Annotated in this window: 12 protein-coding genes, 3 tRNA genes and 1 pseudogene; 8 read left to right on the forward strand and 8 right to left on the reverse strand. The window is 70.8% G+C overall.

Features of this window, described 5'->3' with window-relative positions:
• The 3 genes and pseudogenes from ACZ562_RS07025 to ACZ562_RS07035 all read left to right on the forward strand — a co-directional run.
• Positions 1-525, forward strand: a pseudogene (locus ACZ562_RS07025) (hypothetical protein); the annotation flags it as partial.
• A gap of 260 nt (positions 526-785) precedes the next feature.
• Complete coding sequence (locus ACZ562_RS07030) at positions 786-2,285, forward strand: N,N-dimethylformamidase beta subunit family domain-containing protein (protein WP_471174671.1); 1,500 nt, start codon at positions 786-788, stop codon at positions 2,283-2,285.
• 173 nt (positions 2,286-2,458) lie between these two features.
• Positions 2,459-3,358 carry a phosphoribosylaminoimidazolesuccinocarboxamide synthase gene (locus ACZ562_RS07035; RefSeq protein ID WP_471174673.1) on the forward strand — a complete coding sequence of 300 codons (900 nt, stop codon included), beginning with the start codon at positions 2,459-2,461 and terminating at the stop codon, positions 3,356-3,358.
• Between the two features lie 49 nt (positions 3,359-3,407).
• On the opposite strand, the gene ACZ562_RS07040 is transcribed toward ACZ562_RS07035, so the two are convergent.
• The 8 genes from ACZ562_RS07040 to ACZ562_RS07075 form a co-directional block, all read right to left on the reverse strand.
• Positions 3,408-3,480, reverse strand: a tRNA-Gly gene (locus tag ACZ562_RS07040).
• A gap of 23 nt (positions 3,481-3,503) precedes the next feature.
• On the reverse strand, positions 3,504-4,115 hold the full coding sequence (locus tag ACZ562_RS07045) for a response regulator (RefSeq protein WP_471174675.1): 612 nt from the start codon (positions 4,113-4,115) through the stop codon (positions 3,504-3,506).
• On the reverse strand, positions 4,112-5,338 hold the full coding sequence (locus tag ACZ562_RS07050) for a sensor histidine kinase (RefSeq protein ID WP_471174819.1): 1,227 nt from the start codon (positions 5,336-5,338) through the stop codon (positions 4,112-4,114). Before ACZ562_RS07050 ends, ACZ562_RS07045 begins: the two co-directional genes overlap by 4 nt.
• A 17-nt stretch (positions 5,339-5,355) precedes the next feature.
• Positions 5,356-6,132 carry an ABC transporter permease gene (locus ACZ562_RS07055; RefSeq protein ID WP_471174677.1) on the reverse strand — a complete coding sequence of 259 codons (777 nt, stop codon included), beginning with the start codon at positions 6,130-6,132 and terminating at the stop codon, positions 5,356-5,358.
• The gene (locus ACZ562_RS07060; RefSeq protein ID WP_471174679.1) at positions 6,129-7,079 is read right to left on the reverse strand and encodes an ABC transporter ATP-binding protein; all 951 of its coding nucleotides are present in this window, start codon (positions 7,077-7,079) and stop codon (positions 6,129-6,131) included. The genes ACZ562_RS07055 and ACZ562_RS07060 overlap by 4 nt, the downstream gene beginning before the upstream one ends.
• Before the next feature lie 132 nt (positions 7,080-7,211).
• A tRNA-Gly gene (locus ACZ562_RS07065) sits at positions 7,212-7,284 on the reverse strand.
• Between the two features lie 80 nt (positions 7,285-7,364).
• Positions 7,365-7,436 (reverse strand) — tRNA-Gly (locus tag ACZ562_RS07070).
• Between the two features lie 146 nt (positions 7,437-7,582).
• Positions 7,583-7,900, reverse strand: coding sequence for a histone-like nucleoid-structuring protein Lsr2 (locus ACZ562_RS07075; RefSeq protein WP_471174681.1), 318 nt, complete (start codon positions 7,898-7,900; stop codon positions 7,583-7,585).
• 339 nt (positions 7,901-8,239) lie between these two features.
• Between ACZ562_RS07075 and purS the strand changes: the two genes are divergently transcribed.
• The 5 genes from purS (at position 8,240) to ACZ562_RS07100 (ending at position 13,172) form a co-directional block, all read left to right on the forward strand.
• Complete coding sequence (gene purS / locus ACZ562_RS07080) at positions 8,240-8,503, forward strand: phosphoribosylformylglycinamidine synthase subunit PurS (RefSeq protein ID WP_307675862.1); 264 nt, start codon at positions 8,240-8,242, stop codon at positions 8,501-8,503.
• The gene (gene purQ, locus ACZ562_RS07085; protein ID WP_471174684.1) at positions 8,500-9,204 is read left to right on the forward strand and encodes a phosphoribosylformylglycinamidine synthase subunit PurQ; all 705 of its coding nucleotides are present in this window, start codon (positions 8,500-8,502) and stop codon (positions 9,202-9,204) included. Before purS ends, purQ begins: the two co-directional genes overlap by 4 nt.
• A complete protein-coding gene (gene purL / locus ACZ562_RS07090; protein ID WP_471174686.1) occupies positions 9,201-11,459 on the forward strand; it encodes a phosphoribosylformylglycinamidine synthase subunit PurL in 2,259 nt (752 codons plus the stop codon). Before purQ ends, purL begins: the two co-directional genes overlap by 4 nt.
• 103 nt (positions 11,460-11,562) lie before the next feature.
• Positions 11,563-12,360, forward strand: a complete 798-nt coding sequence (locus tag ACZ562_RS07095; RefSeq protein WP_471174688.1) for a maleylpyruvate isomerase family mycothiol-dependent enzyme — start codon at positions 11,563-11,565, stop codon at positions 12,358-12,360.
• Positions 12,361-12,410: 50 nt separating this feature from the next.
• Positions 12,411-13,172 (forward strand): META domain-containing protein, encoded by a 762-nt coding sequence (locus ACZ562_RS07100; protein WP_471174690.1) that lies wholly within the window; start codon positions 12,411-12,413, stop codon positions 13,170-13,172.
• The last annotated feature ends 35 nt before the right edge of the window (positions 13,173-13,207 follow it).

The following is a 13,207-nucleotide window of genomic DNA, read 5'->3' on the forward strand; positions in this document are numbered from 1 at the left end:
AGGCCCGAGCCGCCCGTCCCAGCCACCGGCCACGCACACACCCCCGAGCCGTCCGCCCCGTCCGATGACATGGCACTGGGCAGGGAGGACGACGAGCACGACCCCGACGGCGGCAACGAACGGAGTTCCGCGCTCGCCGCCGGCCTCAGTGCGGAGCTGGCGCGTGAAGAGGCGGAGGTCCCCGCGGACCGGACGGCATCGGCCGGACCGGCCGGGCAGGCCCCCGACGCCGCCCTGTGGGACGACGGCGCGCTCCCGCTCTTCCCCCTGCAGCCACCGCGTACGGCCCGCGAACTGCTCGCCGATCACGTCACCGCGATGGTCTGCTGCGCCGCGATGGACACCGCCGGGGCGATGCCGGGTCTCGACTGGCTCGACGGCCCGTCCCTCCTCATCAACGGCGAACGGGCGGCCGACCTGCCCCCCCGCGTCCTCAGTCTCGTCGAGGACGGCGACCCGGCCCCGCTGCGGGCGTGGCTGGTCAAGTCGGGGATACGCCCGGAGAAGCCGGTACGGCTGGTCTGACGGTCCCGCACCAGCGGCGGCACAGCGCTCGGCCCCTGACGGGGAAGGGTTCGCCGCGGACGAGGGACAGCGACACGCGTAACGGATGCCCTGGTTCCATTTTCGGTCAATTCGCAACGAATAGTGACCGCGTGCGTGCGTAATGTGATGTGCTTGGGACCAGTCACGCTCACAGCAAGGGCTTACGCCCGCACAACCCACGACGCACGACCACGGGGCACGAGCGGGGAAGAGCGGGGCACGAGGGAGGGGAGCGACCGATGGGATCGGAGCACATCCGCCGCTGGGAGTCGGGAGCGCTGGCGCACGCGGTGACGGACCCCTTCGGCCAGGGTCCCGTCCCCTGGCTCCGGGGCACCGACACGTACTTCGACGACACCGGCCAGATGGTCGCCTGGTACGTGGACCCGGACCCCGCCCACACCCCGAAGGCGGGCCCCCCGCGAGTCCCGTCCCCCCGCACCGCCTCCGGCGGCCCCCGCTCGGCGGACGACGTCCGCCGTCAGATCAAGGGCTTCACCTCCACCGGCGCGGTCGCGCCCGGCGAGGCCGTCGACTTCCACATCACCGTCGACCCGCCCCAGGAATTCGCCGTCGACATCTACCGCATCGGCCACTACGGCGGCGACGGCGCCACGAAGATCACCACCAGCCCCCGCCTGTCCGGCATCGTCCAGCCCCCGCCCCTGACGGCGGACCGCACGGTCTCCTGCCACCACTGGTGGCTGTCCTGGCGCCTCCAGATCCCGAGCTACTGGAGCGTCGGGGCGTACGTCGCCGTCCTGACCACGGCCGACGGCTACCGCTCCCACGTCCCCTTCACCGTCCGCGACAACCACCCCGCAGACCTGCTGCTGATCCTGCCCGACGTCACCTGGCAGGCCTACAACCTCTACCCGGAGGACGGCCGCACGGGCGCGAGCCTCTACCACGCCTGGGACGAGAACGGCCGTCTGCTGGGCGAGGCCGACGCGGCGACCACCGTCTCCTTCGAACGGCCGTACGCGGGAGCGGGCCTCCCCCTGCACGTCGGCCACGCCTACGACTTCATCCGCTGGGCCGAGCGCTATGGCTACGACCTCGCCTACGCCGACGCCCGCGACCTGCACGCCGGCCGGCTCGACCCCACCCGCTACCGCGGGCTGGTCTTCCCCGGCCACGACGAGTACTGGTCGGTGAACATGCGCCGCACCGTGGAGCGCGCCCGCGACCACGGCACCTCCCTCGTCTTCCTCTCCGCCAACACCATGTACTGGCAGGTGGAGCTCGGCCCCTCCCCCTCCGGTGTCCCCGACCGCCTGCTCACCTGCCGCAAGCGCAAGGGCCCGGGCAAGCCGCTGCTCTGGCGAGAGATCGACCGGGCCGAACAGCAACTGGTCGGCATCCAGTACGCGGGCCGCGTCCCCGATCCGCACCCCCTGATCGTCCGCAATGCCGACCACTGGCTGTGGGAGGCGACCGGCGCGGGGGAGGGCGACGGCATCGACGGCCTGGTCGCGGGCGAGGCCGACCGCTATTTCCCGCGCACACCCCTGCCCGAGCACGAGGACCGCATCCTGCTCGCCCACTCCCCGTACACCGACGGCGAGGGCGTCGTCCGCCACCAGGAGACGTCCCTCTACCGCGCCCCCTCCGGCGCGCTGGTCTTCGCGTCCGGGACCTTCGCGTGGTCGCCGTCCCTGGACCGTCCGGGCCACGTCGACGCCCGCGTGCAGCGCGCCACGGCGAACCTCCTGGACCGCATCTGCAAACGTGACTGAACGTTGCCGCGTCATCGCCCCCCGACCACGCGGCAGAGCCCGCTCCGCGCACCCCGTACCAAGACCGATCTCCGCATACGGGAGAATCGAGTCACTTGGGCCCGCCCGTCGCCCACCACCACCCTGTTTGGGCTCTACGGGCGCCCCTTTGTTTTCAACCACGGGGAGGAACCGTGTCCGGATTCGTCGAAAAGCCCGAACCTGTTCAGGTTCCGGGCCTGGTGCATCTGCACACCGGCAAGGTGCGCGAGCTGTACCAGAACGCGGCGGGCGACCTCGTGATGGTCGCCAGCGACCGCCTCTCCGCCTACGACTGGGTGCTGCCCACCGAGATCCCCGACAAGGGCCGGGTGCTCACGCAGCTCTCCCTGTGGTGGTTCGACCAGCTCGCCGACCTGGCCCCCAACCACGTCCTGAGCACCGAGCTGCCTCCGGGTGCCCCCGCCGACTGGGCCGGCCGCACCCTGATCTGCAAGTCGCTCCACATGGTCCCGGTGGAGTGCGTGGCCCGCGGCTACCTCACCGGCTCGGGCCTGGCCGAGTACGACGAGTCCCGCACCGTCTGCGGCCTCACCCTCCCCGAGGGCCTCGTCGACGGCTCGGAGCTGCCCGCCCCGATCTTCACCCCGGCCACCAAGGCCGCGGTCGGCGAGCACGACGAGAACGTCTCGTACGAGGAGGTCGCCCGCCAGGTCGGCGCGGACACCGCCGCCCAGCTGCGCCAGGCCACCCTCGCCGTGTACTCCCGCGCCCGCGGCATCGCCCGCGACCGCGGGATCATCCTCGCGGACACGAAGTTCGAGTTCGGCTTCGAGGGCGACACCCTGGTCATCGCGGACGAGGTCCTCACCCCGGACTCCTCCCGCTTCTGGCCGGCCGACCAGTGGCAGCCGGGCCGCGCGCAGGCGTCGTACGACAAGCAGTTCGTCCGCGACTGGCTGACGTCTCCGGAGTCCGGCTGGGACCGCAGGAGCGAGCAGCCCCCGCCGCCGCTGCCGCAGCAGGTGGTGGACGCGACCCGCGCCAAGTACGTGGAGGCGTACGAGCGTCTGACGGGCATGGCCTGGAGTTAGGGCCCGGGCACGACAAAGGCCCCGGTCGATGACCGGGGCCTTGATCCGGAGCGGACGACGAGGCTCGAACTCGCGACCTCAACCTTGGCAAGGTTGCGCTCTACCAACTGAGCTACGTCCGCACTGCGCCGTGGCGCGAGGCCAACTATACCCAACCTCGCTCGCGGGCGAGCCGGACCGCCGCATGACGGTTCTCCGCCCCGAGCTTGGAGACGGCCGACGAGAGGTAGTTCCGTACGGTCCCCTGCGACAGCGCGGCCCGCTCCGCGATCTCGGCGACGGGCGCCCCGTCCGCGGCGAGCTCCAGCACCTCGGCCTCCCGTGACGTCAGCGGCGAGTCTCCGGCGGCGATCGCGTCGGCGGCCAACTCCGGGTCTACGTAGCGGTTTCCGGCATGGACCGTGCGGATGATCTCGGCGAGGCGCCGCGCGCTGACCGTCTTCGGGACGAATCCGCGCACACCCGCCTCAAGGGCCCGCTTCAGATGTCCGGGGCGGCCGTGACTGGTGACGATGAGTACCTGGCAGCCGGGCAGTTCGGCGCGCAGGGATGTGGCGACCTTCACACCGTCCGCGCCGGGCATCTGCAGATCGAGCACGGCCACGTCGGGTTCGTGCGACCGGGCCATCGCCAGCGCCTCGGGTCCGCTGGCCGCCTCGGCCACGATCACCAGGTCGTCCTCGAGGGAGAGCAGCGCTGCGAGCGCACCCCGGATGAGGTGCTCGTCGTCGGCGAGCAGGAGCCGTACGGGCGTCACGCGGTGACCTCGCTCACAGTCCGCATCGCCGGCAGGGGCACCGTGGCCGTCACCCGGAACCGGTCGTCGCCCATCGCGCCCGCCTGAAGTTCGCCATCCACCGCCGTCAGCCTCTCCCGCAGCCCTGCCAGCCCCGATCCGCCGCTCGCGCGGGAGGGCCGCGCCCCGTCGTTCTCCACGGTCAGCACCACGCGCTCCTCCGTCACCCGCAGGGTCACCACGCACCGCCCGGCGTCCCCGTGCCGCAGCACATTGGTGGTCGCCTCCCGCACCACCCAGCCGAGCGCCGACTGCACCTCGGCGGGCAGTCCGGCCGCCTCGCCGCTCACCTCGCACCGTATCCCCGCCGCCGTCAACACCCCTTGTGCACCGGCGAGTTCGGCGCCGAGGTCGGCCTCGCGGTAGCCCCGTACGACATCGCGCACCTCGCGCTGCGACTCCTGCGCGATGCGCTGCACCTCGATCATCTGGTCCACGGCCTCGGGCCGCCCGCGTCGCGCCAGCTGCACGGCCAGCTCGCTCTTCAGCGCGATCACGGCCAGGTTCCGCCCCATCACGTCGTGCAGATCGCGCCCGAAGCGGAGCCGTTCCTCGGCGACGGCGAGCCGGGCGCGGGTCTCGCGGGCCTCGTCGAGTTCGTAGACGGTGTTGAGGAGCCAGACGGAGAAGGCGGAGGTGAAGGCGAGGAGCCCCGCGCCCACCAGGACGGCCACCACGGTGAGCAGCGCGGCGGGGGCGGGCACCCCCAGCGCGAACGCCACCAGCCCCGAGCCCGCCGCGAAGCCGCCGACGACGGTGGACGCGCGCCGTCGGCGGCGGACGCCGAGCGTCATGACGCCGGCTCCGACGACGAGCACGGTCCCGAAGAGCCCGCCCGTCGCGGTGTCGACCTCGTCACCGCCCGGACCGTGCTCCCCGATCCAGACCGCCGCGACGGCGACCGCCGCGCTGACGCCGCCCAGCATCCACAGCATCCGGACGGGCTGCTCGCGGCGGCCCCGCGTCCAGTCCAGCGCCCGCGACGCCGTCACCGCGCAGACCCCGCCGTGCACGCACACCATCAGCACCAGCCAGCCCCCAAGACCGGGCTCCACCTGGCCGAGGGACGGCAGTCCGACCGTGGCGATCTCGATCGCGACGAAGAAGTGGAACGACCATCGTGTGTACGTCTCCACCTTCGCCGGCGTGCTCTTGGCCCCCCACCATGTGACCGGCCCACGCACCTCGGTCCCCCCGTCAGTCAACGACGCGGCTCCCACCGGAACCACCGTCGTACAGCAAACACTCCTACGGCGGTCCAGGCCAGCGTGGTCAGCACCGGGACCACCGTCTCGTACGCGGAGAGGCCCCCGGTCCAGCCGCCGCGCACCAGCGTGATCACCCCTGTCAGCGGCAGCAGTTCGCACACCGTGGCCAGCCGGTCGGGCAGCATGTCCAGCGGGACGACGACCCCGGAGACCGTCATCGACGCGAGGATCAGCGGGAGCGAAGTGACCTGCGCGCTCTCGACGGTCCGGGTGAAGCTCGCGGTGACCGCCGCCAGGCACACGCAGAGCGCGAGGCCCGACACCAGGCCCAGGACGGCGAGTTGGGGCGCCTTGGGCGCGGGCACGTCGAGCAGAGCGGTACAGCCCACCGCAAGGACCAGGGACTGGACCAGGCCGATGGCGGCCGCCGGGAACGCGGCCCCGGCGAGGATCTCCGCGTCGCGCAGTTCGCCGGTGCGCAGTCGCTTGAGGACGAGTTCCTCGCGCCGGGCGGTGAAGACGCCCACGAGCGTGGCGTACACGCTGAAGAGCAGCGAGAAGCCGATCGCGGCGGGCAGCAGGACCAGCCCGACGCTGAGCCCGACGTCCCCGAGGTCCATCTGTTCGACCGCCGACTGCAGACTGAGCGGCATCGCAAGGGGCAGGAACACGGCCGAGAGGACGGCGGTCCTGCTGCGCCCGAGCAGCGTGAGCTCGGCCCGTGCGAGTGCGGCCATCCGGCCGGCCGGGGTGGTGGTGACGGTGCTCATGCCACGTACTCCTCTGCGGGCTGGGAGTCCCGGGCGATCCCGAGGAACGCTTCCTCCAGCGAGGCCGACCGCACATCGAGCCTGCGCAGCTCCACACCGGCCCGCTCGGCCCACACCAGCAGCCGGGTGGCCGTGCGCTGGAGTTCGCGGGTCCGCAGCCGGACGGTCCGCCCGTTCATCTCGTGCCCGCACACACCCAGTTCGCCGAGCGGCGGCAGATCCCCCACGAAGTAGCCCTCGGGAAGCTCGAACGAGATCCGGGACGGCTGCGCGGCGGTCACCTCGTCCGGTGTCCCGGCCGCCGCGATGCGCCCCTCGTGCAGGATCGCGAGCCGGTCGGCGAGGTCCTCCGCCTCCTCCAGGTAGTGCGTGGTCAGCAGCACGGTCGTGCCCGCGTCGCGCAGGGCGCGCACCAAGTCCCAGGTGTCGCGGCGCCCTTCGGCGTCCAGTCCGGTGGTCGGCTCGTCGAGGAACAGCACTTCGGGTTCGCCGAGCAGGGCGAGCGCGAGGTCCAGGCGCCGCCGCTCACCTCCGGACAACTGCTTCACGCGCACGTCGGCCTTCCCGGCCAGCCCGACGAGCCCCAGTGCCTCCCGTCCGGGGCGGGCCCCGCTGGTGCAGCCCGCCCACAGCCGCGTGGTCTCCGCCACGGTCAGCTCGGACGGGAAACCGCCCTCCTGAAGCATGACGCCGGTGCGGGGCCGTACGACTGCCCGGTCGGCCAAGGGGTCGTGGCCGAGGACCCGCACCCGCCCGCCGGCCGGCCGGGCGAGCCCTTCCAGCAGTTCGACCGTCGACGTCTTTCCGGCGCCGTTGGTGCCCAGCAGGGCGAAGATCTCTCCACGGCGTACGGAAAAGGAGATGCCGCGCACCGCCTCGAACCCGCCCCCGTACACACGCCGCAGGTCAGTGACCTCAATCACGTGTTCGTGTCCGCCTGTGTCCATGCCTTCAGCGTCCCGGTGTTCCGGGCCCGGCAGCAGTGCGCGATGTCATCACTCGGCATGACAAATGTCAGGCGGGCGCTCGCCCGTCGATACGAAAAGACCCCGGTCCGATGGACCGGGGTCTCATTCCCGAGCGGACGACGAGGCTCGAACTCGCGACCTCAACCTTGGCAAGGTTGCGCTCTACCAACTGAGCTACGTCCGCATTGCCTCCGACCGGCTCTCACCGATCGGTGCGAGCACCAGCCTACCTGATCCACAACCGTGGTCGGTACGGCGGTGCAGAGCGGGTGACAGGAATTGCACACTGCGCCTTCCCCCTGGAAGGGGGATGTTCTGCTACTGAACTACACCCGCGTGTACTCCGGGGGTGGGCTTTTCGGCCTCGCCCCTCGGCGTGCTCCAGACTCTAGCTGACCAGGAGGGGTGCAGCGCAAGTCGGTTCTCCCGAGGGGCGGGTGACCGGTCGTCGGCCGGCGGTTCGGGTGGCCGCCGTGCGCGCTCTACCGGGCCTCGGCGAACGCCTCGTAGACCTTCTTCGGGATCCGCCCGCGAGCGGGGACCTCCATCTTGTTGGCCTGGGCCCAGGCCCGTACGGCCGCCGGGTCGGGGGCCACCTCCGTCTGCCGGTACGCCTTGCCCGACCTCGACCGCTTGCGGCCGGCCTCCACGTACGGCGCGAGCGCCTTACGCAGTTTCTTGGCATTGGCTTGGTTCAGGTCGATCTCGTACGACTTGCCGTCGAGTCCGAAGGCGATCGTTTCCGCCGCTTCCGAGCCGTCGATGTCGTCAAAGAGAGTGACTACGACACGCTGCGCCACGAATATCGGTCCCTTCGTGCGGCATCTCTGCGATGACGTGCCAAGACGCCTCGGAGATGTCGACTGTCCGCCTGCTATTGGGCAAAGTATCGGCTATTGCCAATTCATTTGTACAGTGCCCGGCATTGCAATGTGAAGACCGACTAAATCTGTCCGCGTGTCCCAGCGCAATAGGTGTGACGGGTTGATCCGGGATCTTTCCCTGAACTTTTCGTGAAGGAACCCCACCGATACACGATCGTGATGGCCGTCACGTAGATTCCTCCAACTCTACCCGCGTAGAAATTTTGTGCGGGTAGTCTGAAGGAACCTGCTCAGCACCACACACCGGGAGTGCCAGTGGCACGCGTCGTAGTCGACGTCATGCTCAAGCCGGAGATCCTCGACCCCCAGGGCCAGGCGGTGCAGCGCGCACTGCCGCGACTGGGTTTCGAAGGCATCTCGGACGTACGTCAGGGAAAGCGATTCGAACTGGAAGTTGACGGGCCGGTCGACGAGGCCACGCTCGCCCGCATCCACGATCTTGCGGAATCCTTCCTCGCCAACACCGTGATCGAGGACTTCACCGTCAAGGTGGAAGAAGTCGCGGAGGCCGTGAAGTGACCGCTCGTATTGGCGTCGTCACTTTCCCGGGCAGCCTCGACGACCGGGACACCCAGCGCGCGATCCGTCTCGCGGGCGCGGAACCCGTCGCCCTCTGGCACAAGGACAAGGACCTCAAGCAGGTCGACGCCGTCGTGCTGCCGGGCGGTTTCTCCTACGGCGACTATCTGCGGGCCGGCGCCATCTCCCGCTTCTCGCCCGTGATGGAGACGGTCATCGAGCAGGCGAAGGCCGGCCTCCCGGTCCTCGGCATCTGCAACGGCTTCCAGATCCTCACCGAGGCCCACCTCCTCCCGGGCGGGATGCTCGGCAACAACCACCTCCACTTCATCTGCCGCGACCAGAGGCTGCGGGTGGAGAACGCGGACACCGCCTGGACCAGCGACTACGAGTCCGGCCAGGAGATCCACATCCCGCTCAAGAACATCGACGGCCGGTACGTCGCCGACGAGTACACGCTCGACAAGCTGGAAGCCGAGGGCCGGGTCACCTTCCGCTACGCGGTCGGCGGCGAAGCCGCTGACGGGTACGGCAACCCCAACGGCTCCCTCCGGGACATCGCCGGCATCACCAACGAGGCCGGCAACGTCGTGGGCCTCATGCCGCACCCCGAGCACGCCGTCGAGCCGCTGATCGGCACCGGCCGCACCGACGGCCTCCCCTTCTTCACCTCGATCCTCAAGAAGCTGGTCAACGTATGAGCCGGACGCCTCTGGACACGGTCGAGCACGCGGCCGCGACCCCCGACGTCGAGCTGCCCTGGGCCGAACTAGGCCTGAAGAAGGACGAGTACGAGCGGGTCGTGGAGATCCTCGGCCGCCGGCCCACCGGCGCCGAGCTCGCCATGTACTCCGTGATGTGGTCCGAGCACTGCTCGTACAAGTCCTCCAAGGTCCACCTGCGCCAGTTCGGCGAGAAGGCGCCCCAGTCGGACGCCCTCCTCGTGGGTATCGGCGAGAACGCCGGTGTCGTCGACGTCGGCCAGGGCTACGCCGTGACCTTCAAGGTCGAGTCGCACAACCACCCGTCGTACGTCGAGCCCTACCAGGGCGCGGCCACGGGTGTGGGCGGCATCGTCCGCGACATCATCGCGATGGGCGCGCGCCCGGTCGCCGTCGTCGACCCGCTCCGTTTCGGTGCGGCCGACCACCCCGACACCAAGCGCGTGCTGCCCGGTGTCGTCGCCGGCATCGGCGGCTACGGCAACTGCCTCGGCCTGCCCAACATCGGCGGCGAGGTCGTCTTCGACGCCTGCTACCAGGGCAACCCGCTGGTCAACGCCGGTGCCATCGGCGTGATGCGGCACGAGGACATCCACCTTGCGAAGGCGTCCGGCGCGGGCAACAAGGTCATCCTGTACGGGGCCCGGACCGGCGGCGACGGCATCGGCGGCGCCTCGATCCTCGCCTCCGAGACCTTCGACGACGCCAAGCCGTCCAAGCGCCCCGCCGTCCAGGTGGGCGACCCCTTCCAGGAGAAGCTCCTCATCGAGTGCACCCTGGAGGCGTTCAAGGAGAAGCTGGTCGTCGGCATCCAGGACCTCGGTGCGGCCGGTCTGTCCTGCGCCACCTCCGAGCTCGCCTCCAACGGCTCCGGCGGCATGCGCGTCACCCTCGACGACGTACCGCTGCGCGACTCCACGCTCTCGCCCGAGGAGATCCTCATGAGCGAGTCGCAGGAACGCATGTGCGCCGTCGTCGAGCCGGAGAAGGTCGACCGGTTCCTCGAGATCTGCGACAAGTGGGACGTCATCGCCACCGTCATCGGTGAGGTGACCGACGGCGACCGCCTGGAGATCTACTGGCACGGCGGCAAGATCGTCGATGTCGACCCGCGCACGGTCGCCCACGACGGCCCGGTCTACGAGCGCCCGTACGCCCGTCCGTCCTGGCAGGACGAGCTGCAGGCGGACGACGCGAACAAGCTGCCCCGGCCGGCTTCGAGCGAAGAGCTCAAGGAGCAGGTGCTCCGGCTGGTGGGCTCGCCCAACCAGGCCTCCAAGAAGTGGATCACCTCGCAGTACGACCACTTCGTGCAGGGCAACACCGTCCTCGCCCAGCCCGAGGACTCCGGCATGATCCGCATCGACGAGGAGTCCGGCCTCGGCGTCGCCATCGCGACCGACGGAAACGGCCGCTACGCCAAGCTCGACCCGTACGCGGGCGCGCAGCTGGCCCTCGCGGAGGCCTACCGCAACGTGGCGACGACCGGCGCCAAGCCGCTCGCCGTCTCCGACTGCCTGAACTTCGGCTCGCCCGAGGACCCGGCCGTCATGTGGCAGTTCGCGGAGGCCATCCGCGGCCTGGCGGACGCCTGCCAGCAGCTGGGCACCCCGGTGACCGGCGGCAACGTCTCGCTCTACAACCAGACGGGCGAGGCGGCCATCCACCCGACCCCGGTCGTGGCGGTCCTCGGCGTCATCGACGACGTGGCCCGGCGCACCCCGGTCGCCTTCCAGGAGGAGGGCCAGCTGCTCTACCTCCTCGGCGACACGAGCGAGGAGTTCGGCGGTTCGGCCTGGTCCCAGGTCGTCCACGACCACCTCGGCGGCCTGCCGCCCAAGGTCGACCTGGAGCGCGAGCGGCTGCTCGGCGAGATCCTGATCTCCGCCTCCCGCGACGGCATGATCGACTCCGCGCACGACCTGTCCGACGGCGGACTGATCCAGGCTGTGGTGGAATCCGCCCTGCTCAGCGGCAAGGGCGCGCGGCTGGTCGTACCGGACGGGCTCGACGCGTTCACCTTCCTCTTCTCGGAGTCGGCCGGCCGCGCCGTCGTCGCCGTCCCGCGCTCCGAAGAGGTCCGCTTCAACGACATGTGCGGCGCGCGCGGCCTGCCCGCCGTCCGCATCGGTGTCGTCGACGGAGACTCGGTGGAGCTCCAGGGCGAGTTCGCGCTCTCCCTGGACGAGCTGCGGACGGCCCACGAGGAGACCATCCCGGCGCTGCTCGCGTAGTCGGCCCGGCGACTCGAAGGCCCCGCCCGTTCCGGCGGGGCCTTCCGGTGCGGCTGTACGGCTGTGCGGTGAAGGCCCGGCGCTAACGCATAGGCTCACCGCCATGCCGCCGGCCAAGAAGCGCACACGGACGTACGACCCCGCCAAGATCCGCACCGCGGTCCTGGCCCAGTTCGGGAACGTACGGGAGGCCGTCCGCACCCTCACTCCCGAGCAGCTGGCGTCGCCCACCCGGCTCGGCGACTGGACCGTCCGCGACCTCGCGGCGCATGTGGCCATGGCCGTGGAGACCGTCAGCCGCAACATCGACCGGGACGAGCCCCCCGAGCCGGACCTCACCCTTCTCGACTGGCCCTTCGCCACCGCCACCCGGGCCGGTGACATCGCCGTCGGCACGCGCGAGCTGGCCGCGGCCGACCCCGACCTCGACGCCCTCTACGCCCGCACCGGGCAACGCCTCACCGAGCGCCTCTCCGCCGCCCCCGGCACCCGCCTGCTGGCCGCCCGCACCGGCGCCATGCGCCTCGACGACTACCTCGTCACCCGCACCGTCGAGCTCGTCGTCCACTCCGACGACCTGAACGCGGCCGTGCCCGGCCTCGGCATTCCGTACGACCGCCAGACCCTCGCCGCCTGCACCCGGCTCCTCGCCGACGCCCTGGCCGCCAAGGCACCCGGCGGCTCGACGGAGGTGCGGGTCCCGCCGTACGCCGTCGTGCAGTGCGTCGAGGGTCCCCGGCACACCCGCGGCACCCCGCCCAATGTCGTCGAGACCGACCCGCTGACCTGGATCCGCCTGGCGACCGGCCGGCTGGCCTGGCAGGACGCCGTCGAGGCGGCCGTGGTCAGTGCGAGCGGGGAACGGGCCGACCTCGGCGGGCTGCTGCCGCTGATGGGGTGAGTGCGAGGGACGGACGGGAACCGGTCTCCCGTCGCTCCCGTCCCACCGGCATGGACAAACAGCGACTGACCCTCGCCGTTCTGACCCTGCTCCCGCTCGCGGCAGCGTGCGGCACCGAGAACGCGGCCAGTGATTCGGTCGGTGCCGGATCATCCGTCACCGGCGTCCACTGGGCGGTCGACGACCTCACCGTCGACGGCCGGACCACCGAGGCCCCGAGCACCGCCTACCTGCGCATCGCCGACGGCGGCAAGGTCAAGGGCAACCTCGGCTGCAACAACTTCGGCGCCGACGCCGCCTTCGACGACGGCCGCGTCTCCTTCGCCCGGATGTCGGCCACCGAGATGGCCTGCCAGGGCGTCCCCGGCACCTTCGAGGAGAGCCTCGCCCGCACCCTCACCGACGGCGACCTCACCGCACGGCAGAAGGGCGACGAACTGACCCTCACCACCGCCGACGGCGACCGCGTCCGCCTCACCAGGGAGACGGACGCCCCGCTGTACGGCACGAAGTGGGTCATCACGTCCCCCGACACGGACGGCAGGGCCCATCTCACCTTCGACAAGAAGTCCGGCCGGGTCTCCGGCAGCGCCGGCTGCAACGAGGTGAACGCGAAGGCCACGGTCCGCGACGGACGTATCACCCTGGGCGCCGCCTCCACCACCCGAATGATGTGCGACACCTCACTCATGAAGTCGGAGAAGAGCCTCCTGCGGCTCTTCGACGGCACGGTGTCCTACAAGATCGATCACCGAAACCTCACGCTGACCAGCGAAAACGCCGAGAGCGTCGGAGCGGTCGCCGACAGGTGATCCACTACGGGCGGGTATCCCGCATTCGGACCAGT

This window comes from Streptomyces sp. NPDC040410 (assembly GCF_055595715.1).

Excerpts from the sequence above, each read along its gene's own strand:
- ACZ562_RS07030 (WP_471174671.1), top strand. The coding sequence starts at position 786 with ATGGGATCGGAGCACATCCGCCGCTGGGAGTCGGGAGCGCTGGCGCAC.
- ACZ562_RS07055 (WP_471174677.1), bottom strand. The coding sequence starts at position 6,132 with ATGAGCACCGTCACCACCACCCCGGCCGGCCGGATGGCCGCACTCGCA.
- ACZ562_RS07060 (WP_471174679.1), bottom strand. The coding sequence starts at position 7,079 with ATGGACACAGGCGGACACGAACACGTGATTGAGGTCACTGACCTGCGG.
- purL (WP_471174686.1), top strand. The coding sequence starts at position 9,201 with ATGAGCCGGACGCCTCTGGACACGGTCGAGCACGCGGCCGCGACCCCC.
- ACZ562_RS07095 (WP_471174688.1), top strand. The coding sequence starts at position 11,563 with ATGCCGCCGGCCAAGAAGCGCACACGGACGTACGACCCCGCCAAGATC.
- ACZ562_RS07100 (WP_471174690.1), top strand. The coding sequence starts at position 12,411 with ATGGACAAACAGCGACTGACCCTCGCCGTTCTGACCCTGCTCCCGCTC.